The following is a 14,591-nucleotide window of genomic DNA, read 5'->3' as shown; positions in this document are numbered from 1 at the left end:
TCAGCCGCTGGTCAGGATTCGAGCATCGCTATAGCCCGCACGATGCACATTGGCGAGCGAGGCCTCGGCTTCTCCACGGGTCATGAACGGCCCCGTGCGCACCTGGTAATACCGGCCAGACTGGCTGATTGCACCGCCAAGCGACTTTGCGGCACGGCGGGCGTTGTCCTGGCTCGCAAAGGCCGCCGCCTGAACGAGGAAGCTGCCTTCGGCGTCTGGGGCTGGCGATGCTGCCTGTTCAGGCTCGGCTGCGGGATCGGCGGACGGTTCGGCACTCGCGCTTTCGAAGGCTGCGGCGAATTGGTTGGCTTGCTCCTGCGCTGCTGGCTCCACGCTGGCCAGCTCTTCGGTCTCAACCGCGCTGGCTACTGCCACGACTTCCACCTCTTCAGGCGTCGCAGCATCAGGCGCAGGCGCTGGCGACACTTCCGCCTCCGAAGAAGCGGCGCTCGATGCGGCAAGCTCCACTGTCTCAATCGCGGTTGGAGCCTCCGCTTTGGTGGCAAGCGATGCAGAGCCGCTGCTCGGCAGGCGACGTTGCAGCACAGTAAGCAATGACGTGGGCGTATCCATCCGCAGCGGCGCCGCCTCCCCTGCGCGCAGCATGGCACGCTGAACCTCTGGCGGGTTCACCCGGCGAACGCGGACCGGCATTTCCACGCTGCCACCAAGCTGCGCCATCGCGGCCGGGGACAGGGCGATGAGATGGTTCGTCGTCATCGGGCCGCGCCGTTCCAGCCGCACCAGCACGGTGCGACCCGTTTCCAGCGAAGTCACCTCCGCATAGCTGGGCACGGGAAGGCTGTGATGCGCGCCGGAAAAGCCGGCGGTGTCCGGGTCTAGCGTGAGGTAGCCCACCTCGTCATAATTCAAGACGTCGGCGGGCGTGTGAAGCGTGCCCGCGATCTCGTAAGGTTCGCCCACCAGGATCGGATAATCCGCCTGCGGTCCATTGCCGGGCATGGCGGAAACGGGTGCCAGGTCTGCGCTGCCCGTGGTTCCACAGGCAGCCAGTCCAGAGGCAACGAAAATGGTTACCAGTGCGCGTGCACCGGCAGTGGTCTTCAGGTTATCGACTAATCTCATCTGCAAGCAATCCCACACTCATCGCGTAGTAATTCGAGCAGTTATATTCGAGTATAACCCTATAATTCTGGGTTAAGAGATAGCCGGGTGCTGCCGGGCCATCGGGTTCAAACAGCGATGCCATCACGTCATCACCTATGGGCGCGCGCGGCGTAATGCCCCGTTCTCGCCATTCGCGCACGGTCATCCAGCGGCTGTGACGTTCGTGAACACGCGGGCAAACCGGCGAAGTCACGCGATTTTCAATGCCGGATCGGTCTGCCGAGTTGGGCACGTAGGCGCGCACGGCCCAGGGTTCTCCCGTGCGCCATCCGGCATCGCGAAAATAATTCGCAATGGAATGCATGGTGTCGACATCGGAGTTCCAGATATCGCGGTCACCATCGCCATCGCCATCCACGGCAAGGCGCAGATAGACGCTTGGCAGGAACTGTCCGTTGCCAAACGCCCCTGCCCAGCTGCCCACCAGCTGAGAGCGGGACACGCCCTGATCCACCATCTTGAGCACATCGATTAATTCACGTTCGAACAGCGTGCGGCGGCGGCCATCCCACGCCAGCGTGGCGAGCGAACGCGGCAGATCGAAGCTGCCCATCACCGCGCCATAGGCGGTTTCATGCCCCCAGATCGCGATAACTATTTCGGCGGGCACACCATATTTGCGCTCAATATCAGCACCGATAGAGCGTGTTTCGGCAAGCTTGCGCACGCCGCCGCTGATGCGGGCCGACGTGTTATGACGGTTGAGATAGCCCGCCATGGAGGGAAATCCCGTGCTGGTGGTGGAGCCGCCAGAGGAGACATTGTCCCGGTCCAGCGCCAGCACCCTGTCATTGGGTGTAAGGCCGGAAAACACGCGATCGATGGTGCGCTGGCTAACCCCTTCTGCGCGGGCATGGGCGGCCACGGTATCGAGATAGCTGCTGAAGGATTCCCCTTGCGCGGTGGCGGGAGAGGAGCTCAGCATCAGTGCAGCAGCGAAGGCGCCGGCGCGGCGCAGGGTCTGAAATGTCATGCTATCCTGACTACTGCACGCATCGCCGCGATGGAATCCCTCATTTTCGCAATGCGACGAGTTGCCGCTGTGCTGCGCCTACTCGTCAAGAGGCGCGTACGGCGGCTGCATATCGGGGTTCTCGGCCAGCATTTCGGCAAAGGGCTTGAAGCCGCAATTCTCGGTTTCACAGGCAGTTACGGTGTGAATGTAACGCAGTTTGCCATCTTCCATGCGGAACGTGTGGCTGTCGGGCAAGGCGTTGTCACCGAATTCCAGAATGACGTTCACCGCGCCTTTCACTTCGTCGACCACGTAGCGGCGGTTCTTCAGCTCAACACCTTCGGGAACGCCCACGTTGCAGGTGTCGGTCGGCTCTCCACGACCGGTGTAGACGCCGCCTTCCAGCCGCGCACAAGGCTCACCCCATGGCACTTCGACGCCGGGATCGTTGAACAGGTCCAGATAAGCATCGGCAGCGGCGATCAGTTCCTCGCGCGTGGCATGCTCACCTTCCGGAATATCGCCCCAGTCCTCGCGCCGGGCATATTCATAGGTGGCTTGCGGATCGAACAGCCAGTCACCCTTGTCGGTCACGATATTATCGAAGGGCCCAACACCGAAGAAGCCGTTGCTGATCTGCGTTGCGCTGACGATGGGATTTTCCTCGTCCAGCATAACGGCCTCGACAAACACCTGGCATGTCGTGGTGTCCAGCAGGGCAAGGTGCCAGTCCACTTCCCGTGCCGGGGTAAGGAACCCGCCAAGCGAACCGCGCTGGAAATTCTCGTTATATTCGACCCATTCGCCTAGGTTCATGGTCATCATCGTGCCCTTCTCGAGCGCGGAAACCCAATCATTGGCGATGCCTTGCAGCATTTCGCGATCGCAGGCGCCCTGGGCCTGTGCGGGCGCGGCAGTGGCGATTGTGGCGGCAGCAGCGGTGGCGGCAAGGGCAGCGCAAAGCTTGCGGTTCATATCAGGCGATCCTCTCGAACGATCATGCCGGTTGGTCCGGCAAATTGACTTCATCCGATTTCTAGCGTGGCCGCTCTTGGCTGTCACCTAGGTGAATGAGGAAAGTGGGTAAGAGAAGTTTGCTGGCGGACAGGGTGGGATTCGAACCCACGAAGGGCTTGCACCCTTGCTGGTTTTCAAGACCAGTGCATTCAACCGCTCTGCCACCTGTCCAGCGCAGCGCGATGCCCGCTAGCGCGATTTTTCCGCGCTGTCACGACCTGGTGTCAGGACAATTGCCGATCTTCTTCCAAAAGGTCCGCATCCTGATCGAGAACTTCCGGCTGCATGGCCTTGCGTTCCGGGCGGTATTGATCCTGCGGCTGATCTGAAATTTCGTATTCCATGATGTTCACCTCTCGCACTACAAACGCGCGAGAGGTGAATGTTTTCCGGTATTTGCGACCAGCGGTTCGTCGCAAATTAAGCCATCAGATATGGATCGCCCGGCCATAGGCGGCCAGCACGCTTTCGTGCATGGATTCAGAGATGGTGGGATGCGGGAACACCGTCTGCATCAACTCCGCTTCGGTCGTCTCCAATGTCTTGCCGACGACATAGCCCTGGATCATTTCGGTCACTTCCGCGCCGATCATATGTGCGCCCAGCAGTTCACCGGTCTTGGCATCGAACACCGTCTTGGTGAAACCCTCTGCCTCTCCCAATGCGATGGCCTTGCCATTGCCGATGAAGGGGAACATGCCGACTTTCACCTCGTAACCGGCTTCCTTGGCCTTTGCCTCCGTCATGCCAACGCTGGCGATCTGCGGGTGGCAATAGGTGCAGCCCGGAATGGCATCGCGGTTAAGCGGGTGCGGATGCACATCCTTGTTGCCCAGTTCCTGCGCAATCGCTTCTGCGGTGGTCACGCCTTCGTGGCTGGCCTTGTGCGCCAGCCACGGCCCCGGCGTGCAATCACCGATGGCCCACAGCCCCTTTGACTTGGTCCGCCCGTAATCGTCGATCTGGATGAAGCCGCGGTCCATCTCTGCCAGCTTTTCCAGCCCTACGTTTTCCGTGTTGGGCATGATGCCGATGGCGACGATGCAGTGGCTGAATTCGTGATCGGCAACCTTGCCGTCCTTGCCCTTGATCTTGGCTTTCACACCCTTGTCGTCGGCCTTGATATCCTCGACACCCGCGCCGGTCATGATCGTCATGCCCTGCTTGGTGAGCGCTTTCTGGAGGAAGCCGGACACGTCCGCATCTTCCACGGGCACGACGCGGTCCAGCATTTCGACCACGGTAACATCTGCGCCCATGTCATTGTAGAAGCTGGCAAATTCGATGCCGATTGCACCGCTGCCGATCACCAGCAGCTTCTTCGGCATTTCGGACGGGGTCATCGCGTGGCGATAGGTCCAGATGCGCTTTCCGTCGGCCTTGGCGAAAGGCAGGTCACGCGCGCGGGCACCGGTGGCGACGATCACATGCTTGGCGGTGAGCTTTTCTTCGCCCTTCTCGCCCTTCACCGTCAGCGAGGTAGGCCCGGTCAGCGTGCCCTCCCCCATATGGACGGTGATCTTGTTCTTCTTCATCAGGTGCGTCACGCCTTGGTTCAGCTGCTTGGCCACGCCGCGGCTGCGCTTCACCACTGCGTCCAGATCAGCCTCGATCTCGCCCGCGATTTTCAAACCGTAATCCTTGGCGTGCTGCGCATAATGCAGGATCTCTGCGGAGCGCAGCAGCGCCTTGGTGGGGATACAGCCCCAGTTGAGGCAGATGCCGCCCAGGTTCTCGCGTTCGACGATGGCGGTTTTCAGGCCAAGCTGCGCACAGCGAATGGCGGCGACATAGCCGCCGGGGCCGGAACCGAGAACGATGACGTCGTAGGAATTGCTCATGATCTATCCTGCAAGCAAGTGTGTGTGGCGGATGGTGGCCGATGCGGCCGTGAAGTCGGGAAGTGGGTGGCGCATGGACTAGCTGCCTCCACAATCGGGCGTGCCCCGGTCAGCCAGCAAGTGGGCAACGAAGGCATTAGCTTCGCGTCCTGCGGCTTTTGCGGCTTCCTCCTCATAGAGAAATACACCGCCGTTGTATTCAACCGGTTTGGCAAGTGAGGGAATGTCGAACCCATGCTCTGCCCCCTCGTAGCGGTGCACGATGAAGTTCTCCTGCGGCGTGGCCGTCTGGAGGAAACTGTCCAGCGCTTCTGGAGTAGTGAGGTCGTCGGCCTCGCCCTGCAGCACCAGCATCGGCACCTGCGCGGTGAAGTCTTCGGGCTGACCGAGTACCAGCGGATAATAGCCAATGGCACCCACAAGGTTCGGCACCGGATCATTCACCAGCGACAGCACGCCGGAACCACCAGCGGAAAATCCGATCACGAAGCCGGGGCATTGCAGGTCCAGCCAGCCCTCGCGCTCGGCAGAGGCCAGCGCATCGCGCACCACCTTCGCTTCCATCGGGCCGGGGATGCCTTCGCTCTCGATACCGAGGATGGGGGCGGCCTCCTGGTAGTGGACCACGAGTGCATCGAGGCCGCGGCTGTTCCAATGCCGGGCCACGTCGAAATAGAATTCGGTGTCGCCGAATACCTCGATCCCGCCGCCGCCGGGCAGGATGACGATCCATGGGTTCCCCTGCCCTTCACCATCTGTAGCGGAGGGGTAATAATGTTGATCGGCGCTGGGATGGCTGGTCATCATGCGATCTCCGATTTCGCCACCGGGGGCGCATGCCGATGCCAGGCCGATAACGGCAACAGCGGCAACACGCCCGATCATGCAGCACGGCTTTCAAGTGGGCGCGGCTTGCCGGCATCATCCACGGCGACGAAGGTGAAGGTTGCCCGCGTCACCATCACTTCCTCTTCCGATTCGCGGTGACGACGCCATGCCTCGATATCAATCGCGATGCTGGTGCGGCCCGTTCTGATGATCTTGGAGTAGATGGAGACCTCGTCCCCCACCTTTACCGGGCTGAGGAATTCAACTGCGTCAATCGCCACGGTCACTGCCCTGCCCTTGGCATGGCGCGAGGCGGTGAGTCCCGCGCCGGAATCCATCAGGCTCATCAACCAGCCGCCGAAGATATCGCCATAGGCATTGGCATCGGCAGGCATCGCGGTGACGCGGATGGCGGGGTCGCGATCAGGCATGCGGAAGACAAAACCTCTCTGCTATTCTCAGCACACTCAATCTGTCCCCGCTAAATGGTGTCGGTGTGAAAAACTGGCGCCTCAGGCTACCAGTCCCAGCGGCGCCTCGCACAGTTCCTTGAAGGCTTTCATCAGCTGCGCGCCGTCCGCACCGTCGATGGCGCGGTGGTCGAAGCTGCCGGTTGCGCTCATCACGGTGGCGATCTGAAGCGAATCGTCGATGACGTAAGGCCGCTTCTCGCCAGCGCCGATGGCCATGATCATGCCCTGCGGCGGGTTGATGACGGCTTCGAACTGCTTGATGCCGAACATGCCCATGTTGGAAAGGCTGGCGGTTCCGCCCTGGAATTCTTCCGGGGCCAGCTTGCCTTCCTTCGCGCGGCTGCCGAGATCCTTCATCTCGGTGCTGATCTTGCTCATCGCCTTGGCCCCTGCATCCTTCACAATGGGGGTGATCAGGCCATTGGGGATGGACACGGCGACGGAGATATCGGCGCGCTTGAATTGCAGCATGGTGTCACCGGCGAATTGCACATTGCAAGCGGGCACCTGCTCCAGCGATTTGGCCAGCGCCTTGATCAGCATGTCGTTGACCGACAGCTTCACGCCCTGAGGTTCCAGCGCGGCGTTCAGTTCGCTGCGCAGCTTCAGCAGGGCATCGAGGCGGATATCCACGGTGAGGTAGATATGCGGCACGGTCTGCTTGCTCTCGGTCAGGCGTTTGGCGATCACCTTGCGCATGGAGGACAGCTTTTCGACGTCGTGCGGAATGCCGAAATCCTGTGCGCCCGTTGGCGCGGCAGCGGGTGCCGGGGTGGGCGCAGGCGCGCTGGCGGCTGGAGCCGGAGCGGCATCGGCGGCCTTGCCGGGCTTGGCATTCTCGACGTCAGCCTTGACGATGCGGCCGTTGGGGCCGCTGCCTTTCACCTGCGAAAGATCGAGACCCTTTTGCTCCGCAATACGGCGGGCCAGCGGGGATGCGATGACGCGATCACCCGAAGAGGCCGGAGCAGGCGATGGGCTGGGAGTAGGCGCGGGTGCCGCGTTTTCCTTCGCCGCCGGAGCGGGTGTGGGAGCAGGTTCCTCCTTCTCCTTGGCTGCGGGCGTTGGTGAAGGGGCAGGCGCGCCATCGCCCATCGGCTCTACATCGCCCACATCCTCGCCATCTTCTGCGAGGGTCGCGATGATCGTGCCGACCTGCACACCCTCTGTTCCCTCATCCACCTGGATATGGGCAATCGTGCCCTCGTCCACGGCTTCGAACTCCATCGTGGCCTTGTCCGTTTCGATCTCGGCCATGATGTCGCCAGAGGAAACCGTGTCACCCACCTTGACCAGCCATTTGGCGAGGGTGCCTTCCTCCATGGTCGGTGAAAGGGCGGGCATCTTGATGGCAATCGGCATAGAGGCGCTTAGCTCCCTGAAAGCGTGTTTTCGCGTGCCTCGCTCTCTGGCCAATTTGGCGGCGCGGGGCAAGGCATCTTGCGGTTTTCGTTGTTTCCCCCGATACGACATCGCCGGGAGAATGTAATATGCGCGTCTATCTCACCATTGTCGACGAGACGGAAGAAGCGCGCACGGCGCTGCGTTTCGCGGCGCGTCGTGCGGCGAAGACGGGCGGGATGGTGCACCTGCTGGCGCTGGTGCCGCGCCAGACGTTCAACGCCTTTGGCGGCGTCCAGGCCACCATCGAGGAAGAGGCGCGCGACCGGGCGGAGGTTCTGGCCAATTCCGCCGCGGGCGAACTGATGTATGAATCGGGCAAGATGCCGCAGATCGCGGTGCGCGTTGGGGACGCGAAAACCGTGGTGGCGGAATATCTGCTGGAACATCCTGAAGTCGCGGCTCTTGTGCTCAGTGCGGCTGCCGAAGGTGCGCCGGGTCCGCTGGTTACCCACTTTTCCACCCATGTCGGCAGCCTGCACTGCCCGCTGTTCATTGTGCCGGGCAGCTTGACCAGTGAAGAGATCGACGCGTTAAGTTAACGTGCCGCGCGTGGGATAATCCTTCTCCAGCACGATATCGATTCCCTTGATCAGCTCGTCCAGCGATGGGCGCGTGAAGGGTGCGTTCTGGGTGACAGCAAAATAAAGTGATCGATCAGGGCGCAGCAGGAACAGGCCGGGTTCGCTGAAAACGTCCGGCTCCTCGCTGCCTTCACGCTTTTCCGAGATATAGAGGCCCCACTCGCGCGCCTGCTCTTCTGTCAGGCTATGCGCCAGCGGCAGATCGTGGGTCGCCCACTCCTTGTCAGAAACCATGGCGCGCTCTTCGCTATCCATGCTGATCGCGAACACGTTAATCCCGCGATTCGTGAAATCGGACAGGCGGCCGCCCAGTTCCTCCAGATAGCGCTTGCAGATCGGGCAATGCTTGCCGCGATAGAACACCAGCATGGTGAAATTGTCCGGCGTCTGGTCCGACAATACGAAACGCGCATCGATGGTCAGCGGTAGATCGAGGTCGGGGGCGGTCTGTTCGGGCTTGAGCATTGAATTCTCCTTTGCCCAACCAACGACCTCGGCTCCCTGCCCGTTCCGCTACTTCTTCTTGCGCCCTTGGTGCCGGATGTTACCGGGCCGGCCACGCTTGCCCACGGTGTGCTTGCCCTTGGCATCCTTGCGCGGCGCACGCTTGCCCGCGCCGCCATTCTGCGGGCCACCCTTGCGGTGTTTCTTCTCCGGCCTTTTGCCGCGCGGCTCCACCTTGTGGCCGCCTTCGCTATCGGGCAGCTCGAACTTCAGCGCGCCTGTTAGCGGATTGGCTTCCGCCAGCCGCAGGTCCAGCTTGTCCCCCACGGTGAAGCTGGTGCCGGTACTCTCGCCCACCAGTGAATGCGCGCCTTCGTCATAGGTGAAATATTCGCGGCCCAGCGTGCTGACAGGCACCAGCCCGTCGCCGCCCAGCCCCACGATGGTGGCGAAGAAACCGAACTTCTGCACGCCGGTGATACGGGTGGGGAACACCTCGTCCACGCGGCCCGAAAGCCACGCGGCGACATAGCGATCCACGGTGTCGCGCTCTGCCTCCATCGCGCGGCGCTCGGTGATGCTGATGGCCTCTGTGATCTTGCCCAGATCGTCCCGGTCACGGTCTGACAGGCCCGAATGGGCGGGGATTGCGCGGTCCTTCGGCTTGGGCTGTTCCAGCTTGAAGGCATCCACCAATGCGCGGTGCAGCAGCAGGTCGGCATAGCGGCGAATGGGCGATGTGAAATGGGCGTAGGAACCCAGCGCAAGGCCGAAGTGGCCAGCGTTCTTGGGGCCATAATAGGCCTGCGTCTGGCTGCGCAACACGGCTTCCATCACCAGCGCCTTCTCGCCCTCGTCGGCCACATCCTTAATCATGCGGTTGAAGAGGCCGGGCGTGATGACCTGGCCCAGCGCCAGGTTCTTGCCGATGCTTTCGAAATATTCGCGCAGCGCGATCAGCTTTTCTCGGGTCGGCGGTTCGTGCACGCGGTAGACGACCGGGCTGGCCTTGCTCTCCAAAGCCTTTGCCGCCGCCACATTGGCCGCGATCATGAAGTCTTCCACCACGCGGTGAGCATCCAGCCGTTCGCGCACGGCGATACCCTTCACCTTGCCATCCTCGCCCAGTTCCACGCGCCGTTCGGGCAGATCCAGGTTGAGGGGGTCACGATCAGCGCGCGCCGATGCCAGCGAATTCCAGCAGGCCCACAATGCATTGATGGGGCCGGTGGCATTGCCTTCGTCGATCTGCGCCTGCGCATCTTCATAGGCGATCACCTGGTGAATGCGCACGATGGCGCGGGTGAAGCGCCAGTTGGTAACCTTGCCGTCTGCATCGATGGTGAGGTGGCAGGCCATGGCCGCGCGGTCCTCGCCTTCGCGCAAAGAGCAGACATCGGCAGACAGCACTTCGGGCAGCATCGGCACGACGCGGTCCGGGAAATAAACGGAGTTGCCGCGCTTGCGCGCTTCCTTGTCCAGCGCGCTGTCGGGCCGCACGTAATAGGAAACATCGGCAATGGCGACGAGAGCGCGGAAGCCGCCCTCCCCGTCGCTCTCGGCCCAGATCGCGTCGTCATGGTCGCGCGCGTCGGCAGGGTCGATGGCGATGATGGGCAGGTCGCGCAGGTCTTCGCGGTCCTCTTCGCTGAGCGGCAGCTTGGCGGCCTTCTCGGCCTCGTCCAGCACCTCTTGCGAGAACACGTTGGGAATGCCGAACTTGTGAATGGCGATAAGGCTATAGCTGCGCGGGGCGAGCGGATCGCCCAGCACGTCCGTCACCTTCACGCTGGCATTGCGCCCGCGCCCGGTGGGCTCTGCCACGACCAACTGGCCCTCTTCCGCTTCGCCCTGATCGGACACGGCGAAGGAATTGCGGATGCGCTTGTCGACCGGCGCCAGCCATGCCTTGCCGCCGCCGTCGATCTCGATCACGCCCAGCATCTGGTCTTCGGCCACGGCCAGCTTCTTCATCGGGTGCGCCAGCCAGCCGCTGCCCTTTTCCTCGGTGCGGGCAAGGATGCGGTCGCCGGTGCGCAGTGCGAGTTGCTTCTTCTTCTCCATCACGCGCAGGCGCGGCGGAGCGGTGCCTTCGTCGGGGTCCCAGCTTTCGGGCACGCCGATAGGTTCACCATCGTCAATCTCGACGATCTTCAGCACGGTGACGCGCGGCACGCCGCCCATGCGGTGGTATGCGCTGGACTTGCCGTCGATCAGGCCTTCCTCGGCCATGTCCTTCAGCAGCGCCTTCAGCGCGATTTTTTCCTGCCCCTTGAGGCGGAAATGCTTGGCGATTTCGCGCTTGCCGACACGCGTGTCGGAGCCGCGAATGAATTCCATGACCTGATCCTTGTTGGGCAGGCCTTCGAACTTCTTTGTGTTTTTCGGTTTGTTCATGTGCCCCGCCATATGGGGGCGCTACTCCCCGCTGTCGACGGGTAGCGGATAAAACTGTCCGCCGGGTACCGCGCTGGAGACAGGGCTTTCCGCCCCGTCCGCCGCCACGGAGCTGACGCCGAAGATCCAGTCGTCGCCGCGATCAGGCGCCAGCACCACGGAATTGAGGTCTGCCGCAGGATCGGCGCGCAGCGTGCTGCGAAGGCTCCAGTCCCGCTCATCCGTGCGGCGGCGCCAGATGTTGTAGCGCACGGCGCCTGCCACAGGCTCCCACTCCAGCAAAACGTCGGGGCGAACGATGCCGTCGCTTTGCACCACCGGCGGCATGGGTGTGCGGGCCAGCACATCGGCGGCGCGCACATTCAGGCGGGTAACGTCGGCGAGGAAATCGAAATCCATCTCGTCGATCGTGTCGCCATAGGTCACGCCGTCTTCCACGCGCAGATCCTGATGCTGATGCTCGTAATCCTCGATTGCCACGCTGAAACGGATGGCCGGATAGCCACGGTCGAGAAACGGCAGATGGTCCCCGCCCCGGCCCATCCGGTCACTGCGCCAGGTCTGCCGCACGTCTAGGCCGGTGGGTTCACCCTCGGCCAGCTTGTCGAGAAAGCGGGAGAGATTGCGGCTGGGGCTGTCGTTTGCGCCGCCAAGGCTGCGCATCCGGGCGCGCCATTCATCGCTGGCATCCGCGCGCACGCCTTCGGAGAATACGCGCACATGCTCTGCATCGCACACGCCGTCACTGCCGCAGGAGCCGCCCACCACATCATTGTTGAGCACGGCCTTCACGGTCCAGCCCTGCTCCATCGCATAGTCGGCCAGCAGGTTCCCGCCGTAGAGGCCCTGCTCCTCCCCCATCAGAAGGGCGTAGACGATGGTGGTGGGATATTGCTTCTGGCTCAGCGCGCGGGCCGCTTCCAGCACCAGCGCGCTGCCGCTGGCATTGTCATTCGCGCCGGGTGCTTCGCTGGAGGCATCCATTACGTCCGACGCGCGGCTGTCGATATGGCCCTGGATTATGACGACCTCGTTCGGCCGCTCGCTGCCGCGCTGGATGGCGATGGCATTGCGGATCATGACAGGCTCCGGAATGCGCCGTCCGCTCATCTCACGCTCTACAAAGCTTACGTCCAGGCATCCGCCACAGGCCGCGCTGGTCTCTTCGAATTCCGCCCTGCCCCAATCCAGCGCCGCGCCGATGCCGCGTTCAGGATCGTCAAGGCTGGAAAGCGTATGCCGCGTGCCGAAGGACACCATCGTTTCCACATCGGTCTGCAACCGCTCGACAAAGACCGGAGTTGCCGGATCGCTGGCGGGATCATGTGCGTTGGCGGTGGTGGCGAAGGCGGCGAACAGCGTCGCGGGCAGGATAAATGTGCGCATTTGCAAGGTGATCGCCGATCCGAGGGTGCAATGCAAGATGGCCAATTGCAGGTGTAACCAGTTGAGGGTATCCCAATGCGAACCGACATTCGGGTACGCAACAGGGAATATGCACAATGAAGACGATCGCGCTGGCACTCGCTGCCACCACCGCAATTACCGCGCCTTCACATGCCAGCGAGGTATATCGGATTCTCGGCCCGGTAATGACCGATCCCAGCGTTGAAGAAATCAAAGCGCGCTGCGATTTCTATGCCGGACAGGTGGATCTGCGCCGCGACGCACTGCTGGGCGACAGCGAGGTCCCGACAGTCGAAAACACACTGAAGCGGTATGATGCTCTTGCAGCGCTGCTGTACTCCGGAACTTACGAAGCGAACTTGTATCAGCAGGTTCTGCTGACGCCCGAACAGCGCGATGCGGGCGGTGCCTGCTCTGCACGCCTTACCGGCCTGACGAGCGAGATGACCCTTTCTCGTCCGATCTATGATCGCCTCTCCGCGCTCGACGTTTCGAGTGCGGACACGTTGATACAGAACTATTACGCCGAAACGATGGATGGCTTTCGCCGCGCCGGCGTTTCGCTGGACGATGAAAAGCGTGCCCGCGTGCAGGAAATCAACGACGCATTGGCCGCGCTCAGCACGGAATTTTCGCGCAACATCGCCGAGGACGTGCGCACTATCGAGGTGAGGCCGGAAGAACTGGCAGGCGTGCCGCAGGACTACATCGACGCGCGAGAGGTGGGCGAGAGCGGCATGATCACGCTCACCACCGCGACGACCGATTACGTCCCGGTGATGACCTATGCCGATAGCGACGAGCTGCGAAAGCGGTACGCCCAAGTTTTTGGCCAACGAGCCTACCCCGCCAATGACGAGGTGCTGCGCCAGATTTTTGCCCTGCGCGCCGAACTGGCCGAACTGACCGGCTTCGAGAATTATGCCGCGCTGCAGTTCTCCGACCGGATGTTGAACACGCCGCAGAAGGTGGAAGACCTGATTAGGCAAACCGATGCCGCGGCGCGGCCCGTGGCTCAGGCGGATTACGATCAGGCGCTGGCGGTATTGCAGCAGCTGCGCCCAGATGCGGAGCGTATCGAATCCTATCAGCTCGGTTGGCTTTCGCCCAAGGTTCAGCAGGCCAATTACGCCTACGATCCGCAGGAAGCGCGCGAGTATTTCCAGCACGACAACGTGCGTGACGGCATATTCGAGCTGACGCAGAACCTTTTTGGCGTGGAAGTGCGCGCATGGGACACGCCTGTCTGGCACGAGAGCGTAGGCGCTTATGAACTTGTCGAGGATGGCGAAGTGATCGGGCGCTTCTATCTCGATTCCCATCCCCGTCCCGGAAAATACACCCACGCCAATGTCGTGCCGCTGTACAGCGGCTCTCCCGAACCCGGCCAGGTGCCTGTCGCCGCACTGGTGCAGAACATGCCGGAAGGGCTGATGGAGCACAGGCAGGTAACGACTTTCCTGCATGAATTCGGCCACATTCTGCACTATATCTTCGGCAGCCGTCACGAAATGGCGGGTACCAGCGTGATCAACGTGGAATGGGATTTCATCGAGGCACCATCCCAGATTCTGGAAAACTGGGTCTACGATTACGACACGCTTTCGACTTTTGCGGTGAATGCGGAAGGGGAGACGATCCCGCGCGATCTGGTTGAGCGAATGAATGCCGTTCGCCATTTCAACCAGGGCATGTCCGAGATGCGCCAGCTTGGTCTGACGGCGACTTCCTACAATCTCTACACCCAGCCCACGCCAGATAATCTGGGCGAGGCAACGCGCGAGTGGCAAAAAGCCTATTCGCTCGTGCCAATCTCCCCGACATCTGAAATGCAGGCGGCATTCAACCATCTGGATGGTTATGGCGCGGCCTATTACACCTACGGCTGGTCTCGCGTTATTGCGGCAGACATGTTCAGCCGCTTCGTGGAAGAAGGGCTAACCAATCCGGAAACGGCAGCGGACTACCGCCGCCTGGTGCTGGAGCCGGGCGGATCGCGCCCCGCAGCAGAGCTGGTGCGAGATTTCGTGGGCCGCGACATTTCTTTCGACGCGTTTCAGCGCGATCTGGAAAAAGGCCTGCCTGAAGATTGAAATTGAATGGGGCCGCCGCGGTG

12 protein-coding genes and 1 tRNA gene are annotated in these 14,591 nt (G+C 62.0%); 2 read left to right on the top strand and 11 right to left on the bottom strand.

From position 1 onward, the window contains the following. From GRF63_RS08920 to GRF63_RS08885, 8 genes are all read right to left on the bottom strand, one after another. Entirely contained in the window at nt 1–1,086 is a 1,086-nt protein-coding gene (locus tag GRF63_RS08920; RefSeq protein ID WP_160485676.1) for an SPOR domain-containing protein, read from the bottom strand. Beyond that, nucleotides 1,070–2,101: a lytic murein transglycosylase gene (locus GRF63_RS08915; protein ID WP_160485675.1), complete on the bottom strand. Its 1,032-nt coding sequence runs from the start codon at nt 2,099–2,101 to the stop codon at nt 1,070–1,072. The genes GRF63_RS08920 and GRF63_RS08915 overlap by 17 nt, the downstream gene beginning before the upstream one ends. 78 nt (nt 2,102–2,179) lie before the next feature. Beyond that, on the bottom strand, nt 2,180–3,058 hold the full coding sequence (locus GRF63_RS08910) for a DUF8021 domain-containing protein (protein ID WP_160485674.1): 879 nt from the start codon (nt 3,056–3,058) through the stop codon (nt 2,180–2,182). A 123-nt stretch (nt 3,059–3,181) separates the two neighbouring features. After that, nucleotides 3,182–3,271: transfer RNA gene (locus GRF63_RS08905), tRNA-Ser, on the bottom strand. 257 nt (nt 3,272–3,528) lie between these two features. Then, nucleotides 3,529–4,941 carry a dihydrolipoyl dehydrogenase gene (gene lpdA, locus GRF63_RS08900; protein ID WP_160485673.1) on the bottom strand — a complete coding sequence of 471 codons (1,413 nt, stop codon included), beginning with the start codon at nt 4,939–4,941 and terminating at the stop codon, nt 3,529–3,531. A 78-nt stretch (nt 4,942–5,019) separates the two neighbouring features. After that, nucleotides 5,020–5,826: a dienelactone hydrolase family protein gene (locus GRF63_RS08895; protein WP_160485672.1), complete on the bottom strand. Its 807-nt coding sequence runs from the start codon at nt 5,824–5,826 to the stop codon at nt 5,020–5,022. Next, on the bottom strand, nt 5,823–6,200 hold the full coding sequence (locus GRF63_RS08890; protein ID WP_160485671.1) for an acyl-CoA thioesterase: 378 nt from the start codon (nt 6,198–6,200) through the stop codon (nt 5,823–5,825). Before GRF63_RS08890 ends, GRF63_RS08895 begins: the two co-directional genes overlap by 4 nt. A gap of 81 nt (nt 6,201–6,281) precedes the next feature. After that, a complete protein-coding gene (locus GRF63_RS08885) occupies nt 6,282–7,604 on the bottom strand; it encodes a pyruvate dehydrogenase complex dihydrolipoamide acetyltransferase (RefSeq protein ID WP_160485670.1) in 1,323 nt (440 codons plus the stop codon). A 128-nt stretch (nt 7,605–7,732) separates the two neighbouring features. Between GRF63_RS08885 and GRF63_RS08880 the strand changes: the two genes are divergently transcribed. Further along, complete coding sequence (locus tag GRF63_RS08880; RefSeq protein WP_160485669.1) at nt 7,733–8,185, top strand: universal stress protein; 453 nt, start codon at nt 7,733–7,735, stop codon at nt 8,183–8,185. Here the strand turns inward: GRF63_RS08880 and GRF63_RS08875 are convergent. Genes GRF63_RS08875 through GRF63_RS08865 form a run of 3 tightly spaced genes read right to left on the bottom strand, consistent with a single transcriptional unit; the run spans nt 8,177 to nt 12,454 of the window. Next, nucleotides 8,177–8,692: a peroxiredoxin-like family protein gene (locus GRF63_RS08875; RefSeq protein ID WP_160485668.1), complete on the bottom strand. Its 516-nt coding sequence runs from the start codon at nt 8,690–8,692 to the stop codon at nt 8,177–8,179. The two genes, GRF63_RS08880 and GRF63_RS08875, sit on opposite strands and share 9 nt — an antisense overlap. 48 nt (nt 8,693–8,740) lie before the next feature. Then, nucleotides 8,741–11,068 carry a ribonuclease R gene (rnr, locus tag GRF63_RS08870; protein ID WP_237392397.1) on the bottom strand — a complete coding sequence of 776 codons (2,328 nt, stop codon included), beginning with the start codon at nt 11,066–11,068 and terminating at the stop codon, nt 8,741–8,743. Between the two features lie 21 nt (nt 11,069–11,089). After that, on the bottom strand, nt 11,090–12,454 hold the full coding sequence (locus tag GRF63_RS08865; protein ID WP_160485666.1) for a M28 family peptidase: 1,365 nt from the start codon (nt 12,452–12,454) through the stop codon (nt 11,090–11,092). 116 nt (nt 12,455–12,570) lie between these two features. Between GRF63_RS08865 and GRF63_RS08860 the strand changes: the two genes are divergently transcribed. Next, entirely contained in the window at nt 12,571–14,568 is a 1,998-nt protein-coding gene (locus tag GRF63_RS08860; protein ID WP_160485665.1) for a M3 family metallopeptidase, read from the top strand. Nucleotides 14,569–14,591 lie beyond the last annotated feature (23 nt).

The sequence above is a fragment of the Aurantiacibacter rhizosphaerae genome (genome assembly GCF_009807005.1).
Taxonomy (GTDB): Bacteria; Pseudomonadota; Alphaproteobacteria; order Sphingomonadales; family Sphingomonadaceae; genus Alteraurantiacibacter; species Alteraurantiacibacter rhizosphaerae.
The sequence above is the reverse complement of the archived record's forward strand: the minus strand, read 5'-3'. Positions and strand labels throughout refer to the sequence as shown.

Excerpts from the sequence above, each read along its gene's own strand:
- GRF63_RS08920 (WP_160485676.1), bottom strand. The coding sequence starts at position 1,086 with ATGAGATTAGTCGATAACCTGAAGACCACTGCCGGTGCACGCGCACTG.
- GRF63_RS08915 (WP_160485675.1), bottom strand. The coding sequence starts at position 2,101 with ATGACATTTCAGACCCTGCGCCGCGCCGGCGCCTTCGCTGCTGCACTG.
- GRF63_RS08910 (WP_160485674.1), bottom strand. The coding sequence starts at position 3,058 with ATGAACCGCAAGCTTTGCGCTGCCCTTGCCGCCACCGCTGCTGCCGCC.
- lpdA (WP_160485673.1), bottom strand. The coding sequence starts at position 4,941 with ATGAGCAATTCCTACGACGTCATCGTTCTCGGTTCCGGCCCCGGCGGC.
- GRF63_RS08895 (WP_160485672.1), bottom strand. The coding sequence starts at position 5,826 with ATGATCGGGCGTGTTGCCGCTGTTGCCGTTATCGGCCTGGCATCGGCA.
- GRF63_RS08890 (WP_160485671.1), bottom strand. The coding sequence starts at position 6,200 with ATGCCTGATCGCGACCCCGCCATCCGCGTCACCGCGATGCCTGCCGAT.
- GRF63_RS08885 (WP_160485670.1), bottom strand. The coding sequence starts at position 7,604 with ATGCCGATTGCCATCAAGATGCCCGCCCTTTCACCGACCATGGAGGAA.
- GRF63_RS08880 (WP_160485669.1), top strand. The coding sequence starts at position 7,733 with ATGCGCGTCTATCTCACCATTGTCGACGAGACGGAAGAAGCGCGCACG.
- GRF63_RS08875 (WP_160485668.1), bottom strand. The coding sequence starts at position 8,692 with ATGCTCAAGCCCGAACAGACCGCCCCCGACCTCGATCTACCGCTGACC.
- rnr (WP_237392397.1), bottom strand. The coding sequence starts at position 11,068 with ATGAACAAACCGAAAAACACAAAGAAGTTCGAAGGCCTGCCCAACAAG.
- GRF63_RS08865 (WP_160485666.1), bottom strand. The coding sequence starts at position 12,454 with ATGCGCACATTTATCCTGCCCGCGACGCTGTTCGCCGCCTTCGCCACC.
- GRF63_RS08860 (WP_160485665.1), top strand. The coding sequence starts at position 12,571 with ATGAAGACGATCGCGCTGGCACTCGCTGCCACCACCGCAATTACCGCG.